The organism is Mycobacterium sp. MAC_080597_8934 (assembly GCF_000523975.1).
Taxonomy (GTDB): Bacteria; Actinomycetota; Actinomycetes; order Mycobacteriales; family Mycobacteriaceae; genus Mycobacterium; species Mycobacterium avium.
In genome coordinates, this window is record NZ_JAOS01000019.1 from 112,072 (window position 1) to 133,914 (window position 21,843).

18 protein-coding genes are annotated in these 21,843 nt (G+C 69.9%); 5 read left to right on the top strand and 13 right to left on the bottom strand.

Going from position 1 to position 21,843, the window contains the following annotated elements; translation table 11 throughout:
* Window positions 1–43: 43 nt before the first annotated feature.
* Window positions 44–2,851 carry a phosphoenolpyruvate carboxylase gene (gene ppc / locus NF20_RS09380; protein ID WP_023863988.1) on the bottom strand — a complete coding sequence of 936 codons (2,808 nt, stop codon included), beginning with the start codon at window positions 2,849–2,851 and terminating at the stop codon, window positions 44–46.
* On the opposite strand from ppc, the gene NF20_RS09385 reads away from it, so the two are divergent.
* Window positions 2,850–3,872: an LLM class F420-dependent oxidoreductase gene (locus tag NF20_RS09385; RefSeq protein ID WP_170924274.1), complete on the top strand. Its 1,023-nt coding sequence runs from the start codon at window positions 2,850–2,852 to the stop codon at window positions 3,870–3,872. The two genes, ppc and NF20_RS09385, sit on opposite strands and share 2 nt — an antisense overlap.
* Before the next feature lie 17 nt (window positions 3,873–3,889).
* Here NF20_RS09385 and secG read toward each other — a convergent pair whose 3' ends face one another.
* The 7 genes from secG to NF20_RS09420 form a co-directional block, all read right to left on the bottom strand.
* Window positions 3,890–4,123, bottom strand: a complete 234-nt coding sequence (gene secG / locus NF20_RS09390; protein WP_003876059.1) for a preprotein translocase subunit SecG — start codon at window positions 4,121–4,123, stop codon at window positions 3,890–3,892.
* A gap of 30 nt (window positions 4,124–4,153) precedes the next feature.
* Complete coding sequence (tpiA, locus tag NF20_RS09395; RefSeq protein ID WP_009977607.1) at window positions 4,154–4,939, bottom strand: triose-phosphate isomerase; 786 nt, start codon at window positions 4,937–4,939, stop codon at window positions 4,154–4,156.
* Window positions 4,936–6,183, bottom strand: coding sequence for a phosphoglycerate kinase (locus NF20_RS09400; protein WP_023863989.1), 1,248 nt, complete (start codon window positions 6,181–6,183; stop codon window positions 4,936–4,938). Before NF20_RS09400 ends, tpiA begins: the two co-directional genes overlap by 4 nt.
* Before the next feature lie 3 nt (window positions 6,184–6,186).
* The gene (gap, locus tag NF20_RS09405; protein ID WP_003876056.1) at window positions 6,187–7,206 is read right to left on the bottom strand and encodes a type I glyceraldehyde-3-phosphate dehydrogenase; all 1,020 of its coding nucleotides are present in this window, start codon (window positions 7,204–7,206) and stop codon (window positions 6,187–6,189) included.
* 123 nt (window positions 7,207–7,329) lie between these two features.
* Complete coding sequence (locus NF20_RS09410) at window positions 7,330–8,754, bottom strand: phytoene desaturase family protein (protein WP_023863990.1); 1,425 nt, start codon at window positions 8,752–8,754, stop codon at window positions 7,330–7,332.
* Window positions 8,747–10,492, bottom strand: coding sequence for a DUF3556 domain-containing protein (locus NF20_RS09415; RefSeq protein WP_033711557.1), 1,746 nt, complete (start codon window positions 10,490–10,492; stop codon window positions 8,747–8,749). Before NF20_RS09415 ends, NF20_RS09410 begins: the two co-directional genes overlap by 8 nt.
* A gap of 171 nt (window positions 10,493–10,663) precedes the next feature.
* Window positions 10,664–11,050 carry a hypothetical protein gene (locus tag NF20_RS09420; RefSeq protein ID WP_019732460.1) on the bottom strand — a complete coding sequence of 129 codons (387 nt, stop codon included), beginning with the start codon at window positions 11,048–11,050 and terminating at the stop codon, window positions 10,664–10,666.
* A 178-nt stretch (window positions 11,051–11,228) separates the two neighbouring features.
* On the opposite strand from NF20_RS09420, the gene NF20_RS09425 reads away from it, so the two are divergent.
* The 4 genes from NF20_RS09425 (at window position 11,229) to NF20_RS09440 (ending at window position 15,955) form a co-directional block, all read left to right on the top strand.
* A complete protein-coding gene (locus NF20_RS09425; RefSeq protein ID WP_009977616.1) occupies window positions 11,229–12,038 on the top strand; it encodes a lysophospholipid acyltransferase family protein in 810 nt (269 codons plus the stop codon).
* Between the two features lie 3 nt (window positions 12,039–12,041).
* The gene (gene fadD12, locus NF20_RS09430; protein ID WP_033711556.1) at window positions 12,042–13,661 is read left to right on the top strand and encodes an acyl-CoA ligase FadD12; all 1,620 of its coding nucleotides are present in this window, start codon (window positions 12,042–12,044) and stop codon (window positions 13,659–13,661) included.
* Complete coding sequence (locus NF20_RS09435; protein ID WP_023871207.1) at window positions 13,661–14,932, top strand: alpha/beta hydrolase; 1,272 nt, start codon at window positions 13,661–13,663, stop codon at window positions 14,930–14,932. Before fadD12 ends, NF20_RS09435 begins: the two co-directional genes overlap by 1 nt.
* Window positions 14,933–15,103: 171 nt before the next feature.
* Entirely contained in the window at window positions 15,104–15,955 is an 852-nt protein-coding gene (locus tag NF20_RS09440) for a hypothetical protein (RefSeq protein WP_019732463.1), read from the top strand.
* Between the two features lie 72 nt (window positions 15,956–16,027).
* Here the strand turns inward: NF20_RS09440 and NF20_RS09445 are convergent, their stop codons facing one another.
* The 5 genes from NF20_RS09445 to NF20_RS09465 all read right to left on the bottom strand — a co-directional run bounded on the left by NF20_RS09445 (window position 16,028) and on the right by NF20_RS09465 (window position 21,678).
* Window positions 16,028–17,431, bottom strand: a complete 1,404-nt coding sequence (locus NF20_RS09445; protein WP_003877642.1) for a WS/DGAT/MGAT family O-acyltransferase — start codon at window positions 17,429–17,431, stop codon at window positions 16,028–16,030.
* Between the two features lie 152 nt (window positions 17,432–17,583).
* A complete protein-coding gene (locus NF20_RS09450; protein WP_019732464.1) occupies window positions 17,584–18,546 on the bottom strand; it encodes a PPE family protein in 963 nt (320 codons plus the stop codon).
* A 92-nt stretch (window positions 18,547–18,638) separates the two neighbouring features.
* A complete protein-coding gene (locus NF20_RS09455) occupies window positions 18,639–18,992 on the bottom strand; it encodes a DUF732 domain-containing protein (RefSeq protein WP_023861222.1) in 354 nt (117 codons plus the stop codon).
* Between the two features lie 56 nt (window positions 18,993–19,048).
* Entirely contained in the window at window positions 19,049–20,413 is a 1,365-nt protein-coding gene (locus NF20_RS09460; protein WP_023861221.1) for a PPE family protein, read from the bottom strand.
* An 11-nt stretch (window positions 20,414–20,424) separates the two neighbouring features.
* A complete protein-coding gene (locus NF20_RS09465; protein ID WP_019734115.1) occupies window positions 20,425–21,678 on the bottom strand; it encodes a PPE family protein in 1,254 nt (417 codons plus the stop codon).
* Window positions 21,679–21,843: the final 165 nt, after the last annotated feature.

Genomic DNA, 21,843 nt, shown 5'->3' on the forward strand with positions numbered 1-21,843 from the left:
CGTATGCGCGACCGGGCCGCCGGGGTGAGCAATTCGCGTGTCGTCAGCCGCTGTTTCGCAGCGCGCTGGCCAGTCCGTTCATCGTCAGCAGGATGCCGCGCTGCACCAGTTCGTCGTCGTCGCCGCTGCGGTAGCGGCGCAGCAGCTCCACCTGCAGGTGGTTGAGCGGCTCGAGGTAGGGGAAGCGGTTGAACACCGAACGCGCCAGCGCGGGGTTGTCGGCGAGCAGGTTGTCCTGGCCGGTGATCAGCTTGTGCATGGCGATGGTGCGGCGGTGCTCGTCGGCGATCTTGCCGAACACCCGCCGCCGCAGTGCCGCGTCGTCGACCAGCTCGGCGTACTGCGCGGCCAGGCCCAGGTCGCTTTTGGCCAGCACCTGGGCCAGGTTCGACAGCACGCTGCGGAAGAACGGCCAGCGACGGTACAGGTCGTGCAGGATGTCGACCCGCTCGGCCCGGCTCTGCGGGCCGGCCGCGATCCACTGCTCGAACGCCGAACCGGTGCCGTACCAACCGGGCAGCATCACCCGGGACTGACTCCAGGCCAGCACCCAGGGAATGGCGCGTAAATCCGCGATGGACTCGGTGGGCTTGCGTGAGGTGGGCCGGCTGCCGATGTTCAGCGAGCCGATCTCGCTGACCGGGGTGGAGGCCATGAAGTAGTCCACGAAACCCGGTGTCTCGTGCACCAATTCGGCGTAGGCGCGCTGCGCCAGCACCGCCACCTCGTCGAGCACGGCATACGCGGGTTCGGCGGTGTCGCCCAGGCCCTCGACGTCGAGCAGCGTCGACTCCAGCGTGGCGGCCACCAGGCTTTCCAGATTGCGTTGCGCCACTTGAGGTTCGGCGTATTTGGCGGCGATCACCTCGCCCTGCTCGGTGAGCCGCAGCGAGCCGTTCACCGCGCCGGGGGGCTGTGCCAGGATCGCTTCGTAACTCGGCCCGCCGCCGCGCCCGACGGTGCCGCCGCGACCGTGGAAGAGCCGCAACCGAATTCCGGTTTTGTGGGCCACCTCGACCAGCGCCAGCTCGGCGCGGTACACCGCCCAGCTCGACGCCAGGTACCCGCCGTCCTTGTTGGAGTCGGAGTAGCCCAGCATCACCTCCTGGCTCTGTCCGCGGGCGGCCACCAACGCCCGGTACAGCGGGAGCTCGAGCATCGCGTGCAGGATCGCCGCGCCGTTGTGCAGGTCCTCGATGGTCTCGAACAGCGGCGAGATGCCCACCGGGCAATAGGGTTCGGGGCCCGACGCGTCGATCAGCCCCGCCTCCTTGAGCAGGATCGCGGCCTCGAGCACATCGGAGACCGAGCGGCACATCGAGATGACGTAGTTGGGCACGGCGGCCGGGCCGTACCGCCGGATGGCGTGCGCCGCCGCGCGCACCACACCCAGCTCCTTGTCGGCCAGCTCGGACAGTTCCGCGCGGTCCCCGACCAGCGGCCGGCGGGTGCCCAGCTCGGCCGCCAGCAGCTCCACCCGCTCGTCCTCGGGCAGCGACCGGTAGTCCGGGTGCACGCCCGCCCAGGCCAGCAGCTCGGCCACCACTTCCTCGTGCACGTCGGAGTTCTGCCGCATGTCCAGGCCACACAGGTGAAACCCGAAGACCCGCACGCCTTCTCGCAGCAGGGCCAGGCGGTCGTCGGCCAACAGTGCGCTGCCGTGCGCGCGCAACGACGCGTCGACGGTGTCGAGGTCGGCCCGCAGTTCGGCCGGCGTGGCGTACGGCGGCAAACCCAGGTCCAGCTCGTGTTGCGGTCGGCGGTCCAGGATCTCGGCGGCGGTGGCGGTGAGCCGGCCGCGGATCACCCGCAGCGCCCGCCGGTACGGCTCGTCGGCGCGGGCCTTCTCGGCGCAGTCCTCGGCCAGCGCGGCCAGCTCGGGGGTGACCGCGACCAGGCGCGCCGACATCGACAGCTCCTGCTCGCAGGCGGTCAGCTCGGCCAGGTAGTGCGCCAGCGCGGTGTAGGCGGCGTCGCCGGTGGCCCGGCGCACCACGTCGGCCGTCACGTTGGGGTTGCCGTCGCGGTCGCCGCCGATCCAGGAGCCGGGTGCCACGATCGGCTCGTCGAGCAGGTCGGCGCCGGGCCAGCGGGCCCGCAGCGCGTTGCGGACCTCGGCGTTGACCTGCGGGATGACCTTGAAGAAGGCGGCGGCGTAGTAACGCAGCCCCACCTCGATCTCGTCGGTGATCTGCAGGCGGGACAGCCGGATCAGCGCGGTCTGCCACAGCGTGAGGACCTGGCGGCGCAGCTCCAGCTCGATGTTGCGGCCGTCGTCGGTTTCGGTGTGCCCCTCGGCGTGCAGCCGCATCAGCTCGGTGATCCGGTGCTGGGTGACGAAGACGGTGCGCCGCCGGGTCTCGGTGGGGTGGGCGGTGATCACCGGGGACACCACCGCGCCCCGCAGCGCCTCGGCCACCGTGGCCGAATCGAGTTGTGCGCGATCGAGTTTGGCGTAGGTGGCGGCCAGGCTGCTGTCCTGCGGCGGTTCGCCGGCGGCGACGTGGATCGCCCGGCGGCGCTCCCGGTGGATGTCCTCGGCGACGTTGGCCAGCAGCGCGAAATGGCTGAAGGCGCGGATGACCGGGATGGCCTGGTGGATGTCGATGCCCGCGAACATCCGGGCCAGCTCGGCCCGGTCGATCTCGGAGCGCCGCACCCGGAACGATTCCACCCGGGCGCGTTCGACGAGCTCGAACACCTGCTGGCCGTTCTGCTCGCGCACCGTGTCGCCCAGGATGGCGCCGAGCAGCCGGATGTCGGCCCGCATCGGCTCGGTGGCCTCGCGCCCCACCAGGGTGCGCTGGACGGCGCCGATCGGTTCCAGCGTGCCCTCGGATGCCTCAACCATGGAACCCAGTATCGGTGCCGGCGCCGGCGGCCGCCCGTCGGCGCAATCGCGGCGCCCGGGGCCGCCCGGAATTGTCGCGCGGCCGCCCGCGTTGGTTGACGACATGTCCGCCGGAATCATTCTCATGGCCCACCCCGACGCCGCCAATCTGGTCGACGACGTGATCGCCCAGGCACGACGCGCCCACGAGCTCGGGGTCGGGCAGGTGTGGCTGGCCCAGCAGCAGAGCTATGACGCGATCGCGCTCGCCGCGCTGGTCGGGGCCGCGGTGCCCGGGCTCGGCGTCGGCACCTCGGTGGTGCCGATCAACCCGCGTCACCCGCTGATCGTGGCCTCGTTGGCGCAGACGGCGCAGGCCGCCGCGCACGGCAACTTCAGCCTCGGGCTGGGGCTGGGCGCGGCCGACCTGGAACGCCGGACATTCGGCACCGAATGGCCCAACACGATCACGCGGCTGCGCGAGCACCTGACCATCCTGGGGTCGGTCTTTCACAGCGGCGCCGTCGACTTTCACGGCAGCGAACTGTCCGCCGCCCCCAGCTTTCCGGTGCGGGTCCCCGGCGGCACCCCGATCCCGGTGTACGTGGCGGCGATGGGACCCAAGGCGCTGCAGGTCACCGGCGAACTGGCCGACGGGACGCTGCCCTATCTGGCGGGGCCCCGGACCATCGAGGAGTTCATCGTGCCCCGGATCACCAAGGCGGCCGCCGAGGCGGCCCGCCCGGCGCCGCGGATCATCGCCGCGGTGCCGGTGCTGCTGTCCGACGACGTGGAGGGCGCCCGCGCCGCCGCCGCACAGCAGCTGAGCTTCTACGAGACCATCCCGTCGTATCGCAATGTGATTGCCCGAGAAGGACTTTCCAATGCCGTTGAGCTCGCCGCGATCGGGCCGGAGGAGTCGGTGCTGCGCCAGGTGCGCCGCTATTTCGACGCCGGAGCAACCGATGTGGTGCTGAGCCCGCTGGACCGCTCGGCTTCCGTCGACCGCGAGGCGCTGTGGCGGCTCACCGCCGCGCTGTGAGCCGCGCGGGCAGTCGGTCAGCGGTACTTGATCAGCAGGGCCATGCCGATGATGCAGACCAGCCAGATGCCGGTGATGAACAGCGTCAGCCGGTCCAGGTTCTTCTCCACCACCGTGGACCCGGACAGGCTGGACTGCACGCCGCCACCGAACAGCGTGGACAGCCCGCCACCCTTGGCGCGGTGCAGCAGCACCAGCAACACCACCAGGATGCTGGTGACGACCAGGGTGATCTGCAAAGCCAACTGCATGACGGCCAGCCTACCGGGGCGGGCTCGTTCTCACGGCAGCGGCCCGCCGGCGGCGATGGCGGCCAGGGTGGCGAACTGCTCGCCGTCCAGCGACGCGCCGCCCACCAGGCCGCCGTCGATGTCGTCCTGGGCAATCAGCTCCCCGACGTTCTTCGCGTTCACCGAGCCGCCGTAGAGCACCCGCACCGAGTCGGCGATCTGCGCCGAGGCGAGTGACGCCAACTCTTTCCGGATGGCCGCGCACACCTCTTGAGCATCGGACGCACTGGCCACCCGTCCGGTTCCAATCGCCCACACCGGCTCGTAGGCGATGACGACCTTGCCGATCTGCTCGGCGGACAGCCCGGCCAGCGAGCCGCGCAGCTGCTCCTCGCAGTGGATGACGTGGTTGCCCGCCTCGCGGACCTCGAGGTGCTCGCCGATGCAGATGATCGGGGTCAGCTCGTGCTTGAGCGCGGCCGCGGCCTTGGCGGCGACCAGCGCGTCGTCCTCGTTGTGGTAGGTGCGCCGCTCCGAGTGCCCGACGACGACGAACGTGCAGCCCAGCTTGGCCAGGAACGCGCCGCTGATGTCGCCGGTGTAGGCGCCCGAGTCGTGCTGGGACAGGTCCTGGGCGCCGTAGCTGAGCCGCAGCTTGTCGCCGTCGACCAGGGTCTGCACGCTGCGCAGGTCGGTGAACGGCGGCAGCACCGTGACGTCCACCTTGTCGTAGTACTTGTCCGGCAGCGCGAACGCGATCTTTTGCACCAGCGCGATGGCCTCGAAGTGGTTGAGGTTCATCTTCCAGTTGCCGGCGATCAGTGGCTTGCGGCTCACGCGGCGCCTCCCGTCGGTTGCGGACGTCCCAGCACCTCGATGCCCGGAAGTGCCTTGCCCTCAAGGTATTCCAGCGACGCCCCGCCGCCGGTGGAAATGTGCGAGAAGCCGCTCTCCGGGATGCCCAGCGCGCGCACCGCGGCCGCCGAGTCGCCGCCGCCGACCACGGAGAAGGCGCCCTTGCCGGTCGCCGCGGCGATCGCTTCGGCCAGGCCCTTGGTGCCCGCGGCGAACGCCGGGAACTCGAACACGCCCATCGGCCCGTTCCAGAAGATCGTCTCGGCGTTGGACAGCAGCGCGGTGAACCGCTTGACCGATCCCGGCCCGATGTCCAGGCCCATCAGGTCGTCGGGGATGGCGTCGGCCGGCACGGTCTGCGGCGCCGCGTCGGCGGCGAACCTGTCGGCCGCCACGATGTCCACCGGCAGCCGCAGCACGTCGACGTAGGTGTCCAGCAGCCGGCGGCAGGTGTCCACCATCTCGGCTTCCAGCAGCGACTTGCCGACCGAAAACCCTTGCGCGGCAAGGAAGGTGAAGCACATGCCGCCGCCGATGACGATGCTGTCGGCCTTGGTGGCCAGCGACTCGATGACGCCGAGCTTGTCGGACACCTTGGACCCGCCGAGCACCACCGCGTAGGGGCGTTTGGTGGAGCCGGTCAGCTGCTCCAGCACGGCGATCTCCTCGGCCACCAACGTGCCGGCGTAGTGCGGCAGCAGGGTGGCGACGTCGTACACCGAGGCCTGCTTGCGGTGCACCACGCCGAAACCGTCGGAGACGAAAGCGCCTGTGGGACCGACCAATTCGGCCAGCTGCCGGGCCAGCGCGAGCCGCTCGGCGTCGTCCTTGGACGTTTCGCGGGCGTCGAACCGGATGTTTTCCAGCAGCAGGACGTCGCCGTCGGTCAACCCCTCGGCGCGGGCCAGGGCGTCGGTGCCCACCACGTCCGAGGCCAGCTGCACGTGCCGGCCCAGCTGCTCGCCGAGCGCGGCGGCCACCGGGGCCAGCGACAACGCCGGGTCCGGCCCGTTCTTGGGACGCCCGAGGTGCGCGGCGACCACCACCTTGGCGCCCGCCTCGACCAGTGCGCTCAACGTCGGCACCGACGCGGTGATCCGGCCGGGGTCGGTGATCCGGCCTTGCTCACCATCGGAGTCCAGCGGCACGTTCAGGTCCGAACGCACCAGCACACCGCGTCCGGAAACACCTTCGGCGAGAAGGTCTTTGAGATTGTGGACAGCCACGGCTTACAGCGACTTGCCGACCAGGGCGACCAGGTCGACGAGGCGGTTGGAGTAGCCCCACTCGTTGTCGTACCAGGACACCACCTTGGCTTGGTTGTCGATCACCTTGGTCAGCCCGGAGTCGAAGATCGAGCTGTGCGGGTCGGTGACGATGTCGCTGGAGACGATCGGCGCGTCGTAGTACTTCAGGATGCCCTTGAGCCGGCCCTCGGCGGCGGCCTTGAACGCCGCGTTGATGTCCTCGACGCTGGCCGGCTTCTTCAGCTCGGCGGTCAGGTCGGTGACCGAGCCGGTGGGGATCGGCACCCGCAGCGCGTAGCCGTCCAGCTTGCCCTTGAGGTTGGGCATGACCAGCCCGATCGCCTTGGCCGCGCCGGTGGAGGTGGGGACGATGTTCAGCGCGGCGGCGCGCGCCCGGCGCAGGTCCTTGTGCGGCCCGTCCTGCAGGTTCTGGTCCTGGGTGTAGGCGTGGATCGTGGTCATCAGGCCGCGGACGATGCCGAACTCGTCGTCGAGCACCTTGGTCAGCGGCGCCAGGCAGTTGGTGGTGCACGACGCGTTGGAGATGATGTTCTGGCTGCCGTCGTACTTGTCGTCGTTGACGCCCAGCACCACGGTGATGTCCTCGTCGGTGGCCGGCGCGGAGATGATCACCTTCTTGGCGCCGGCGTCAAGGTGGCCCTTGGCCTTGGCCGCGTTGGTGAACAGCCCGGTGGATTCGACGACGACGTCGACGCCCAGGTCGCCCCAGGGCAGCGCGGCCGGGCCCTCGCGCACCTCCAGCGCCTTGATCTTGGCCGGGCCCACCACGATGGTGTCCTCGCCCTCCAGGCTGACGTCGTAGGGCAGCCGGCCCAGGATGGAGTCGAATTTCAGCAGGTGAGCCAGGGTGCTGTTGTCGGTGATGTCGTTGACCGCGACCACCTCGATGTCGGCGGTGCCCTGCTCCTGTTGAGCCAGCAAGGCCCGGTAGAAGTTGCGCCCGATTCGACCGAAGCCGTTGATGCCTACCCGGACCGTCACTTGTCTCTCCTCCGTCTTCTTTCCTGTGTCGGCTGATTTGCGCTCGTCGCCAGCCTAGATCAGTGCCGCGGCCGGTTGCCGCTCCGGTATCGCCCCGGTGACCTCGGCCACAGCCTGCGCAAGCTAGCCGCCGCGGCGGCGCAGCCAGGCCAGCGCGGCCTCGGCGGCGTGATAGCCACACAGCCCGTGGATGCCCGGTCCCGGCGGCGTGGACTGCGAACACAGATAGACACCGGGCACGCCGGTGGCGTACGGGGTGACCGAGACGCGCGGCCGGAGGATGACCTGCAGCCCGTCGTTGGCGCCGCCGAGGATATCGCCGCCGATGTAGTTGGCGTTGTAGGCGGCCAGGTCGGCGGTGCCCCTGCTGACGGTGGCGACGACGCGGTCGCGGAATCCGGGCGCGAACCGCTCGATCTGGTCGACGACGAGGGCGGTGGCGTCGCCGGTGTAGCCGAACGGCACGTGCGCGTAGGCCCAGATCGGGTTGATGCCGCCGGCCGAGCGGGACGGGTCGGCCAGGTATTGCTGTCCCACCAGGACGAACGGGCGCGGCGCCAGCTTGCCCTGCGCGCGTTGGCGTTCGGTGTCGGCGATCTCGGCGAAGCTCCCGCCCAGGTGCACGCTGCCGGCCCGGGCGCAGTGCGGGTTGGTCCACGGGATGTCGCCCTCGACGGCGAAGTCGACCTTGAACGCCGAGGAGCCCTGCCGGTAGCGGCGGTAGGACCGCGCGATGCGCCCCGGCATCAGCTCGCCGTAGAGCCGCAGCGCCGCGGCGGGGGTCAGGTCGAGCATGACGATGTCGGCGTCCGGGATGTCGCGCCGGTCGCTGACCGTGACGCCGGTGGCGACGTCGCCGCCGTGCGCGCGCAGGGCGGCGACCAGGGCATGGATGATCGAGCCCGATCCCCCTTCGGCGACCGGCCAGCCGTACCGGTGCCCGCTGGCCAAAAACAGCAGGCCCAGCGAGGCGGTCAGCGGACGGTCCAGCCGGGTGTAGATGTGCGCGGCGGCGCCGCCGAACAGCGCCCGGGCCTGCTCGGTGTGAAACCAGCGGGCCAGCACGGTGGCCGGCAGCAGCGCGCGGGGCCCGAACCGGGCGAGGCGCACCGGATGGTGCGGGACGCGCAGCACCGGGCGCATCAAATCGCTTGCCAGCTGGTCGAATCCGGCCGCCAGGTCCCCGACGGCGCGCCGCCACCGGGTGGCGTCGGGCCCCATGCCGGCTGTCGTCTGCTCGATCGACCGGTACAGCACACCGGCGCTGCCGTCGTCGAGCGGATGGGCGCAGTCGATCTGCGGCCACTTCCACACCAGCCCGTAGCTCGGCAGGTCGATCTCCATCCAGAACGGCGAGCCGACCCCGAACGGGTGGGTGGCCGAGCACAGGTCGTGGATGACCCCGGGCACCGTCAGCTCACCCGACCGCGCTCCCCCGCCGGGCGTCTCGCCGGCCTCGAGCACCTGCACCTCGACGCCGCGGCGGGCCAGCTGGATCGCCGCGGCCAGCCCGTTGGGCCCGGCCCCGACCACCACCGCCCTAGCCATGGACGTGGACGGGGTATTCGTCGCCGGGCTCGGGCCAGGGCTGCCGGCTCAGCATGCTCGCGACGTCGACGTGGCCCGCTTCGATCAGCCCGGTCTTGGCGTCGACGATGCGGTAGGCCTGCGTCTGGCGCTGGATGGGTTGGGCTTCCAGGATGATCACCCGCACCTCGCCCTCGTCGAAGTTGCAGCGGCGCTGCACGGCGGCCAGCAGCTGTTCGTTGTGCAGGTGGCCCTCGCCGAAGTTCCAGCCGATCAGCGGGCCGGCGACGATCTCGCCGTCGCGCAGCAGGTAGTCGGCCTCGTCGGCACCGCCGGGCAGGGCGCGCGGCACCAGCCCGCCCAGCGCCCGCCCGTGCGTGTGCATCGACCGCCAGCCCATCAACTTGTCGATCATCAGTTCGGCGGATTGCGGATCATAAAGGCGAGCAAGCTGATTCGGAACCAGCGCCGACGCCTTGGTGATGTTGGCCTCGATCTTGTCTTCGGCGCCCCTGCGGAAGCACCAGGTGCTGGTGGCCCAGTTGCCCGCGTAGTAGCGCATCGCCGGCAGGAACGAGATCTGTTGCGGGAAAAGGTTTCCCAGGATCGGCACCACGGCCAGCGCGGCGATCAGGATGCTCAGCAGCAGCGGTGAGCTCAGCCCGGTGGCCGTGACGCCCGCGTAGTGCCCGAACAGGTAGAACAGCGAGAAGATGAAGAAGACGTTCCACTCCAGCGGGACTCCCATCGGAATGGTGGAGGCGATGTTGAGGTGGAACAGCACCATGAAGGCGATCAGGAACCAGGCCCAGCGGTGTCCGTCGGCGACGAACACCAGCACCAGCGGGACCAGGAATTCGGCGGTGGTGCCGCCGACGTGGGCCATCACCTTCGGGATCCAGGACGGCCGCAGGTCGTCAACGGGGTCGAGATAGAGCCGGCGTTTGAACCAGTTGAACGCCCGGGCGCGCAGCAGCGGGCTGTTGCTCATCATGACCGCCACCACGTAGGGGAAGTGGTGGTTGAGCTTGGAGGTCGCCGCGCCCCACCACAGCGCCAGCATGATGATCTTGAAGGCGGCGATCTGGTCGGTGAAGCCGAAAAAGAAGACCAGCAGCGTCAATCCGTAGTGTTCGCCCCGCGCGGCCAGAAAGATCGTCTTGTCCCGCAACCCCAGCAGTGCCAGCGCGACGATGGCCGGCACCACCAGGACGGGATCGATCAGGCCGACGTCGCCGGCCGCGGTGACCGGCCCGCCCCGCCCCGGCGACAGCAGCGCCGCGACGCCCGAGCCCAGCACCACCAGATACAGCGCGACGTCGACGACGGTGCGGCTGTCCCCGGCGGTGAACGGGACCTTGTCCGGCCACGGCGGCAGCCGAATCGTGTTGGGCCGCAACCAGTACAGGAAGCCGCCGAACGGCGGCCAGAACCGCGCGGTCAGCGGCCCCGATCCGCAGCCCAGGCCCAGGATCTCGAACAGCAGCGTGAAGACGACCAGCTTCTGGTACACGATGGGCTGCGTCCACCAGTCGGCGATGCGCCCGAGCCCGCCCAGGCCCGGCGTCAGCGAGATCACCGCGGCCGCGCCGGCGACGTAGCCGGCGATCTTGAACACGTAGAACAGGTACACCGCATACGGGGAGCCGAAGCCGTGCTCGACCCAGTGCCGGGTCATGATCTGCCGCCGGGTCGACCGCGGCAGGCCGGTCCAGGTTTGGGGGTCGACGTCGGGAAACTCCGGGGTCATGAATCCCATGGGAGGCCTCGTTCCTCTGCACCGAACAGCTGGCCCATCGAATGTATCGGCACCGCCGGGCGGGTGTGTCGATTCGGTGGGTGCCGGTCGCGGCCGCGCCCGCAATTGGTCGGCGACTGGTGGGCCGGCGGTGGCCGGGTGGTGGCGAAAAGCGCTGCGGGAGCGGCGGTTTCAGGTCCGCCGGGCGAATCGCCGGCGCAGTTTGTCGATCAGGCCGTCCACCGCCTGCCGATCCTGCTCGGCGATGCGGGTCAGGCGCCGCAATCCGGCCACCGCGTCGGCGTCGCCTTTTGCCTCGGCTTTCGCGATCTTCTGCCGATACCCGTCCAGGCGCTGGTCGATCAGGCCGCGCCGCCCGGTGAGCAGGCGCATGAAGTAGTCGGCCTGCTGCTGGTCCGCGGTGTCCGGCACGGTGTGCGGCTGGGTGACCGGCTTGGTGATCGGCACGGCGTCCGGCTTGGTGGCCGGCCGGCGCCCGCGCCGGTCGGGGGTGCCGGCCGTGCGGTGCGGAGCGCTCGAGCGCGCGCGGCGCTCGGGGGACAGACCGGCTACGTCCATCGCATTCCGTTTCTCCGGGGGTCAGTCGGGGCGTCGTAACAGTAACCTCCCGGCCGGGGCCGCGCCACGCGCCGGAACGAAAAAGGCGAAACACCATGACAGCGGCCCGCCGCCGGTCGCTACCATCGAGGGACTCGACGCGGCCCCGGCGGCCTCGGGCGAGCGTCAAGGGAGGAACGTGACCGACAGCGACAACGCCGACGGCGGGGACATCGGCAAATTCGACCCCGTCCTGACCCAGCGCCTGATGACGGTGATGCGCCCGGTCCTCAAGGCCTACTTCCGGTCGGAGGTGCACGGCCTGGAGTCGTTCCCGCCCGGCGGGGCGTTGGTGGTCGGCAACCACTCCGGCGGCATGTTCCCGATGGACGTGCCGATCTTTTCCGTGCACTTCTACGACAAATACGGCTACGACCGGCCGATCTACACGCTCAGCCACGACATCCTGATGACCGGGCCCACCGGGGACTTCTTCCGGCGCACCGGCTACATCCGGGCCAACCGGGAGAACGCGGCCGAGGCGTTGCGGTCCGGCGGCGTGGTGATCGTGTTCCCCGGCGGCGACTACGACGCCTACCGTCCCACCCTGGCCGAGAACGTCATCGACTTCGACGGCCGGAAGGGGTACGTGCGCACCGCGATCGAGGCCGGCGTGCCGATCGTGCCGGCGGTGTCCATCGGCGGGCAGGAGACCCAGCTGTACCTGACCCGCGGCACCTGGCTGGCCGAGCGGCTGGGCATCAAACGCCTACTGCGTAGCGCGATCCTGCCGGTGTCGTTCGGCTTCCCGTTCGGGCTGAGCGCGGTCATCCCGCCGAACCTGCCGCTGCCGGCCAAGATCGTGACCCGGGTGCTCGACCCCATCGACATCGCCAAGCAGTTCGGCGAGGACCCGGACGTCGACGAGGTCGACGAGTACGTGCGCTCGGTGATGCAGCAGGCGCTGAACGAGCTCGCCGCCGAGCGCCGGTTCCCGATCCTGGGCTGAGCCATGCCGAATCCTGTGCGCGAGACCCTGGGCCTGATCGCCACCATGCGCCGCGCCCGGCTGCTCGCACCCATGCGGCCGGACCGCTATCTGCGGATCGCCGCGGCCATGCGCCGCGAGGGCATGGGCATGACGTCCGGATTCGCCGCCGCCGCGCAACGCTGCCCGGACCGGCCCGGGCTGGTCGACGAGCGGGGCAGCCTGACCTGGCGGCAGCTCGACGAGCGGTGCGACGCGCTGGCGGCCGCGCTGCAGGCGCTGCCGTCCGGTGCGCCGGCGGTGATCGGGATCATGTGCCGCAATCACCGCGGCTTCGTCGAGGCGCTGGTGGCCGCCGACCGGATCGGCGCGGACATCGTGTTGCTCAACACCTCGTTCGCCGGGCCCGCGCTGGCCGACGTGATCACCCGCGAGGGTGTGGACGCCGTCATCTACGACGAGGAGTTCACCGCGACGGTGGACCGCGCGCTGGCCGGCAGGCCCGACGCGATCCGCATCGTGGCGTGGACCGACACCGAGCACCAGCACACCGTCGACAAGCTGATCGCTTCGAAGGCCGGGGCGCAGCCCATCCGCACCGGGCGCAAGGGCAAGATGATTCTGCTCACCTCCGGCACCACCGGAACTCCCAAGGGCGCCAAGCAATCCGGCGGCAACGCCGGCATCGGCACGCTCAAGGCGATCCTGGACCGCACGCCGTGGCGGGCCGAGGAGCCCGTCGTGATCGTGGCGCCGATGTTTCACGCCTGGGGCTTTTCCCAACTGCTGCTGGCCGCGTCGTTCGCCTGCCCGGTGATCACCCGGCGCAAATTCGACCCGGAGGCCACCCTGGACCTCATCGACCGGCACCGGGCCACCGGCCTGGTGGTGGTGCCGGTGATGTTCGACCGGATCATGGATCTGCCCGCCGGGGTGCGCCGCCGTTACGAGTGCCGGTCGCTGCGCTTCGCGGCGGCCTCGGGGTCGCGGATGCGTCCCGACGTCGTCGTCGCGTTCATGGACGAGTTCGGCGACGTGATCTACAACAACTACAACGCCACCGAGGCCGGCATGATCGCCACCGCCACCCCGGCCGACCTGCGGGCCGCCCCCGACACCGCCGGCCGGCCCGCCGGCGGCACCGAAATCCGGATCCTGGACCCGGAATTCAACGAGCTGCCCGCCGGCGAGGTGGGCACCATCTACGTCCGCAACAACACCCAGTTCGACGGCTACACCTCGGACAGCAGCAAGGACTTCCACGAAGGCTTCATGTCCTCGGGCGACCTCGGGTACCTGGACTCCGCGGGCCGGTTGTTCGTGGTCGGCCGCGACGACGAGATGATCGTCTCCGGCGGCGAGAACGTCTACCCGATCGAGGTGGAGAAGACGTTGGCGACACATCCCGACGTGGCCGAGGCGGCGGTGATCGGCGTGGACGACGAGCAGTACGGGCAGCGGCTGGCGGCGTTCGTGGTGCTGGCACCGGAGGCGCGGGCGACGCCCGAGGCGCTCAAGCAACACGTGCGCGACAACCTGGCCAACTACAAGGTGCCCCGCGAAATTTCGGTCCTCGACGAGCTGCCCCGCAGCAGCACCGGCAAGATCCTGCGCGCCGATTTGCGGGCCCGGGTGGGCGGCTGATGCGGCTGATGCGAACGCTCCGCAAGCCCCGGCCGCTGGCGCGCGCCACACTGGAATTGGCCAACGCCGCCAATGGATTTCGGCCATTGGCCCGCAAGGGCTACAGCACCGTGCTGATCTTCTGGTTCGGCTGGCCGGCCTCCGAGGTGCCGGGCATCTACTTCTCCGCCTCGCTGCTCGATGCGCTGCGGCGCGGGCGCCGGGGCGACTTCGCCGGCCGGCGCGGTAAGGCGGCGCTGGCCCTGACCGCGGCGTCCTGGGCGATCCTGGGCGTGATCAAGTATCGGGGCATCACCACCCCGGGCCCGGTGCTGGAGGCGGGGTTGCGCGACCAACTCGGTGACGACTACACCGAGGCGCTGAACAAGCTCCCCCAGTCCCGCCCGACCCGCAGCGGGCGGCGCACCCTGCCGCTCGGCAACATCGTGGCTCGGCGGCGCTATGTCGAGAAGACGAACGTGGTGTCCTACGGTCCGCACGGCCGCGCCAACCTGGCCGACATCTGGCGGCGCCGTGATCTGCCGCGCGACGGCAAGGCCCCGGTGCTGCTGCAGGTGCCCGGCGGCGCCTGGGCGATCGGAATGCGCCGGCCGCAGGCCTATCCGCTGATGAGCCATTTGGCCGCACGTGGTTGGGTGTGCGTGTCGATCGGCTACCGGGTGTCGCCGCGGCACACCTGGCCCGACCACATCGTCGACGTCAAGCGCGCGCTGGCCTGGGTGAAGGAGAACATCGCCCGCTACGGTGGTGATCCGAATTTCGTGGCGATCACCGGCGGGTCGGCCGGCGGGCATCTGTGTTCGCTGGCGGCGCTGACCCCCAACGACCCGAAGTACCAGCCGGGCTTCGAGGATGCCGACACCTCGGTGGTGGCCGCGGTGCCGGTGTACGGCCGCTACGACTGGTTCACCACCGAAGGCGAGGGGCGGCGCGAATTCGTCCAGCTGCTCGAAAAGTTCGTCGTCAAAAAGAAATTCGCCACCCACCGCGACATCTACGTCGACGCCTCGCCGATCCGGCGGCTGCGGGCCGACGCGCCGCCGTTCTTCGTCCTGCACGGCCGCGACGATTCCCTGATCCCGGTCGGCGAAGCGCAGGAGTTCGTCGAGGAGCTGCGCGCGGTGTCGAAGTCGCCGGTCGCCTACGCCGAATTGCCGCATGCCCAACACGCTTTCGACATCTTCAGCTCGCCGCGGGCGCATCGGTCTGCGGAGGCCGTGGCGCGGTTTTTGTCCTGGGTGTACGCGACAAATCCGCCCGAGCGCGACTGAGTCTCGTCGCCGGGGCATCGTACTTGTCGCCGGCCCGGGTTTCTCTGGGGCTCGAGCGTCACGCCAGAGTGGCTCCCGGGCTCGAGCGTCACGCTGGCGTGACGCCCGGGGGTGTGGATAGGCGGGCCGTACTGAACTGTCGTTCGTTGCGGTTTATGCGACGCTGCCGCGATGGTGGAGCCATTCATCGGCAGTGAGGCCGTCGCGGACGGAGAAGTAGTCAAGAGCGCGTTGCGAACGCGCTACAAGAGATTGTTCCGCGATGTGTATATCCATCCTGGCGCCGAACTCTCGGCGCTGACTCGCGCCCGCGCAGGATGGCTGTGGTCGCGTCGGCGCGGCGTCATCGCTGGCCTGTCGGCTGCCGCCGTTCACGGCGCCCGGTGGGTGGACGCGACGGCACCGCTGGAGATTCTGCATAGCAACAGAAACCCGTTGCCGGGATTGCGGATTCACAGTGACCGTCTTGAAAGCGACGAATACGCCCTGATCGACGGTGTTCCCGTGACGACGCCGGCCCGGACGGCTGTCGACCTGGGATGCTGGCATCCGGTCAACGACGCGGTGGCCGTGATCGACGACCTGCTTCGCGCAACCGACTGCAAGGTAGCGGAGTGTCAGCTGCTCGCCGATCGGTATCCGGGCCGACGCGGCATGCAGTCGGCGCGCGCGGCGGTTGGGCTCGCGGATGCCGGCGCGCAGTCGCCAAAGGAAACGTGGTTGCGACTGTTGCTGATTCGGGCGGGGCTTCCCCGACCACAAACGCAGATCCCGGTCAGTGACGAGTTTGGCGGCGTGACGTACTACCTCGACATGGGTTGGGAGGAGTTCATGGTCGCTGCCGAGTACGACGGTGAGCAACATCGCCGGGACCGCTGGCAATACACGTGGGACATCAGGCGCCGCGAAACGCTCGAGCGCCTGGGCTGGATCGTCATTCAAGTGGTCGCTGGGGATCGCCCCGCCGACATTGTCAGCCGGGTCAGCGCCGCCTTGGCCCGGCGCGGCGTCACGCTAGCGTGACGCTCGCTTGCGGCGGTCACGCTAGCGTGACGCTCGCCGAAGAGACTTCCGCTCGCTAAAGCAAACTCGCGCTCAGCCGGTCTCGCCCGCGGCGGCCTTCTCCAGATCGGTCAGGGCCGGCTCGATCCGATCGGCCATGTCGTCGATGTCGTTGGCCACCTCGGGGGTGGTGACGAAACCGAAGTCCAGGTAGTCGGTGTAGGAGAAGCAGGTGATGTTCAGCGCGACGTCCATGACCGGCGGCCCCAGCGGCACCAGCGAGTCCAGCTTGGCGCCGGCCATGTACAACGGGAACGGCGGGCCGGGCACATTGGACACAACCAGGTTGATGGGAGCCAGGTTTCGCGACAACCCGCTGGCCGTGTAGGCCCGCGCGGCCAGGTGCAACAGCCCCGGCGGGGTGGTCTCCGTCAGCCCCATGATCTGATGCGCCGACAACGCCTTGGCCATCAGCTTGGCGCTCTGGGTGCTGTCGTGGATGGCCCGCAGCCGCTCGCCGGGATCCTCGATGTGGGTGGCCAACGACACCGTCATCGAGCTGACCTTGTTGCCGATGTCGTCCTTGTTCTCGTCGGTGCGGGTGGAGACCGGGATCTGCGCGATGAGCGGCTTGGCCGGCAGCTCACCGCGCTTCTGCAGATAGTCGCGGACGGCGCCGGCCACCAGGGCCAGCACCACGTCGTTGAGCTTGACGTCGTAGGCGTCCTTGATCGCCTTGGCGCGGGCCAGTTCCACCCGGCAGCCGGTGACCCGGCGGTGCGGCGAAACCGGCGCATTGAAGCGGGTTTTCGGCGCTTCGAAGTAGCGTGGCGGCCGGCTGCGCACGCCGAGCGTGGCAACCTGCTGGCGCACGGTCTGCTCCAGCAGCCGCGCGATGCGGAACGGCGTCTTGACGCCGACGTTGATCAGCGCCCCCACCGCGCGCCGCTCCAGCCCGGGCAGCTGGAACCCGACCAGCGATCCCACCGTCTCCTGTTGCGGCGGCCGGGGTTCCGGCGTGGCGTCCAGCAGGATCTCGCCCAGCCCGGCGCCGGAGACACCGTCGACGATGGCGTGATGCATCTTGGTGAGCGTCGCGAACCGGCCGCCCGCGTTGCCGTCCAGGCCCTCGATCACCCACATCTCCCACAACGGCCGCGAGCGATCCAGCTTGTAGGACATCAACCGGCCCACCAGCTCCTCGAGCTCGCGGCGACCGCCCGGAGCGGGAACACCGATGCGGCGGAGGTGGAAATCGACGTCCAGCTCCTCGTCTTCGACGAACCACGGCCGGTCCAGTCCCAGCGGCGCGCCGGTGACCCGCCATCGCAACTGCGGCACCTCCGGCAGTCGCTCGATCAGTAATTGACGGAGTCGTTCAAAGCTGTACTCCGCGGACCCCTTCGGGTCGCAGATCGCCAACGCCCCCACATGCATATGCCAGCCGGCGGTTTCCGCCGACCAAAACGCCGCATCGACACTCGAAAGCCGTTTCATCACCCGACCGTAGCCCCCCAACCCCCGTCGCGACCAGCAATGGCAAACAAACTACCCGCCGCCTCGGCGCCGGAAGCGTCCACATGGCCAGCGGTCCGACGCGGCTACCGGCGGGCACCCGTCTGCGTCGGTAGCGGTAGCGGGCGGGTGGCTCACTGGCTCCGATCGAGGGGAGCCGCCGGCGAATTCGGCGACGCCGGGCTCGGCATCGATCTGGTCCACGCCGGTGGGACCGACAAGATCCCGATCGCCGCGCCCCGCCCGACGCTCACCCGGGGCGCCGCGGGATTCGTGCCGCCGCCCGCGCCGGGCCGCGGCGAGCACATCACCGCGGCCCTGCCCAGCGCGGCGGCCTTATTGAGGGCACTGAGGTGGTTGAGCGCGAAGTCCAGCGGCGCCGACAGCGAACTCAACCTGGACAGCGCCCCCGTCGCCGACAGCAAAGACGTATCGAAGGTGGCCAGTGGCGAGACGGACAGCGCGCCGAGCGCGTCGGAGATGGTCGAGATCACTTGTCGGCCAGTCGTTATGACCTCCGGTGCGGCGGTCAGAGCCCAGTTGCGCGACGGTGAGGTGCCCCCGGCGGGCGCGGGGTCGGCGGCGGGTGGCGGCGATTCGAACGGTGTCAGCTTCCAGACGCCGGCCGAGGCGCGGGCGTAGGCATACATGGCGGCGGCGTCTTGCGCCCACATCCGTTCGTAGTCGGCGTCGGCATCGGCGACCGCCGGGCTGAGCTGACCCAGACAGTTCGCCTCGGCCAGCGAGATCCGTCGCAGCCGGTTGGCAGCGATCACATGGGGTGCCACCACCGCCGCGAGCGCCAAGCCGTAGGCACCCGCGGCCGCCGTGGCCTGGGTGGCCGTCTGCCGGGCCCGCGCGGCGGTGGCGTCCAGCCACGCCAGATAGGGCGCGACGGCCTGGGTGATCGCGGTGGTCGACGCGCGCTGGTCTCCCCGATCCAGCTCAGCGATCACCGCCCGGTAGGTCAGCGCCGTGTCCGCGAGTTGGGCGCCCAGCACACCCCAGGCCTTGGCGGCGTCCATCAGCGATCCGGCGCCGGGGCCCGAATGCATCCGGCCCGAATTGCTTTCCGGCGCACGGGTGCCGAAATCCATCACTGGCCCCAGCTCAAGGGCAGGCGTTTGGTGCTGCAACATCAGGCTTTTCTTTTCAACGGTGATGGATACGCCGCGGCAGTGGGTGTTGATCAGCCGCCGGCCTTACCGGCCTCGGCGGACTCGAGTTGACGTGGGCAGTACGACTTCGCCGATATCGTCGCGAACTGGGCGGCGCCGTTGGTGGTCAGTGCGGGGTTGTTGTCCCGCAGGTCGTTGAGGAGTTGAAGGCCGGAGACGCCGCGAGCGAGCAAGCCGCACACCGCTTTTCCGGCGCTCACGGCTTGGCCCGGGTCCTGAAAACTGATCCCCACCTTGTGCAGATCGGCGATGAAGACCTCATTGTTGTCATCGGCGGCCGCCTCGTCCTCTCCCGGGACGGCGTGCGCGGGTACCGCGGTGACGATGCCCAGCGCTACACCGAGAAGCGCTAGCAGCAGTTTCATGCATCCTCCTTCGATGCTCTATGGCGGTGTGCGGCGGCGACGCGGAAACCGTTGCGCTACCCCAGTTTCGATGCGGGCGATCCGACCGCGACTTGCTCTCCGTCCGTCACGTGCACGGCGTGCACGCCCGGCGTCGTCCTGAGCCTGGCGACCAGGTCGTCGAGGCCGGCCTCGTCGACGTTCCAGTGCTGCACCTGCTCGGGCATCTCCTGCAGTTGAGCGATGATGCGGTCGAGCCTGACCGGTCCCTGCCGGCGCTCGCCGGTGATCGCGCGGGTTGGGATGCCCGTTGTGCTGACGACGCGCGCCGCCGGGCTGCCCAGCGCGCCGCCCGCCAGACTGCCCAGGGTCGCCTCGTTCACCACGCCCGAGAAATCCGACGCCGCGGCCGCGGCCAGGCTGGTGGACGGCAGCGCGGTGGAGGCCAGCCTGATCGCCGGGGCGGCCGTCGCCCAGCCGGCCGGCACCGACAGCTTGCCCACTGTCGGCGCATTACCCAGCACGGCCGATACGGGCTTTGCCGCGATGCCGGAAGCGATGTGGCCGGGCGACGCCAGCCCGGCGCCCAACGACGATTTGGCCATCGCGGCACTCCACGGCGCATAGATGAAGAAGTTCTTCCACTGCGAAACCCCAAGGCCGATGGTGGCATTGACGACGTTGGTCCACGTCGCCTGAGTGCCGACCTGCGAAATGCTCGAATACAGCGTCTCCCAGAACGGTGCTATCTCCGTGCTCCCCGTGGCACCGCCGATCAAGTTCTGCCAGAACTGGGTGTATTGACCGGTGAGCGAGGTGATGTAGGCCTCTAGCTGTTTCAGCCAGGACGACAGCGACGTCGACTCCGCCGCGGCCGCGGCGGCCGCCTGGGTCGCCGGTCCGGCGTCATTGGTGGTGGCCGGCGCCTGCTCGAACGGCGTCAGCTCACCGGCCGATTCCGACGCGGCGGCATAACTGAACATGGCGGCGACGTCTTGGGCCCACATCTGGCCGTACTCGTCCTCGGTCGCCGCGATCGCCGCGTCGTTCTGCCCCAGGATGTTGGTCTGCAACAGCGTGGCGAGCAGGCTGCGGTTCGCCGCCACCACCGCCGGCGGCACGGTGGCCGCGATGGCCGCCTCGTAGGCGGCGGCCGCGGCCCGGGCCTGAGCGGCAGTCTGCTCGGCCAGGCCGGCCGTGGCCGAAAGCCACGCCACGTAGGGCGCCGCCGCGGCGGCCATGGACTCCGACGACGAGCCCTGCCACGATTCGCCGACCAGTTCCGAGATCACCGAGGCGTAGGAAGCCGCGGTGCCGTGCAATTCGGCGGCCAGCCCGTCCCATGCCGCCGCGGCGGCCAGCAGCGGAACGGCGCCCGGGCCGACATGGATCTGGGTGGAGATGACCTCCGGTGGCAGCGTCGCGAAATCGCTGAAAACCATTGCTGTATCTCCTATTTCGCGTTCGGCGGAATGACGATGACGGTGGACGTGGTCGCGAGGTCGTCGACGGCCACGGCACCGGGCACACGCACGGTCGACCCGGCGGCGGCGCGGGTCGCGGTCCCGCCGACCGCGCGTCCGGCCATGCTCGACAGGGCCGTCGGGCCGAACATGCCCTGCTGACCGTTGACGGCCATCGCCGGGGCGGCGTCCAGCATGGTCTCCGGCAGCTCGGCGGCCACCGTCCGGACCGCCGGGACCGCCGAGGCCCAATTCGCCGGCACCGACAACGCTCCGACCAACCCGGCACGGCCCGCCGACGCCGAAACCGTGCCCGCACTCGACAGCGCGGTCGAGCCCGTCAGCAGATCGCTGCGCAGCAGCGGCGCCAACACCCCGGTGAGCGCTTTGGGGTGCAACAGGGGTCCGATTCCTTGGATGCCCGTCCCCACGCTCGGGATGCTGAGCGCGATCTGGTACCAGTTCTTCGCCAGATTGGCCACGCCGAGCGGCGTGTACGGCCCGGAGATGGTGCCCATGACGCTGTTGAAGGTCTTCAGAATCCCGGTGATGTCCGTCAGGCTCAGCGGGAGTTGAGCCGTCGCCGTCACCGCGGTCGCGTTCACCTGCGCCGCGACGGGGACTTGCGTAACAGCTTGTGACAGTGCGGATTCCACGCTGGATGCGGTCGACGACTGCAGCGCGGAGGCAGCCGCGGCCGATTGGTCGGCCGCGGCGTTGGCGTCGGCGGTCTGTGGTGGTGCACCGAACGGGGTGAGCCGGGTCGCGACCGCCGATGCGCCGGCATAGGCGTACATCGCGGCGGCGTCTTGGGCCCACATCTCGGCGTAGTGGGCCTCCGTGGCCGCGATCGCCGGGGTGTTCTGGCCCAGCACGTTGGTCGCGATCAGCGACGCCAGCAACGCCCGGTTGGCGGCGATCACCGGCGGCGGGACGGTGGCCGCGAAAACCGAGTCATAGGCCGCCGCCGCCGCCGTGGCCTGGGCGGCGGTCTGCTCGGCCTGCGCCGCGGTGCCGTCGAGCCAGGCGATGAAGGGCGCCGCCGCGGCGGCCATCGCCGTCGACGAAGGCCCATGCCACAAGGTGCGCAGCTCCGCGATCGCCGAACTGTACGACGCTGCGGCCGAATGCATTTCGGCCGCCAGCCCGTGCCAGGCCGCCGCCGCTGCCAGCAACGGCGCCGACCCCGGTCCTGAGTAGATCCTGCCCGAGTTGATCTCCGGCGGTAACGACCCGAAATCCATGCATTCCTCCGCCTCCGGCCGTGTCGCCACGTCCGGCCTAATCCGTGCCGCCGCCAGCGCATCACCATGAGTTTGCTGGGCGGCGGTCATGTCCGCGTGTAGCCGAGACACTAGCCAGGGGTTACGGAATCGCCCTTCGCCACGATCGGCCGGTATCGCCGGCGC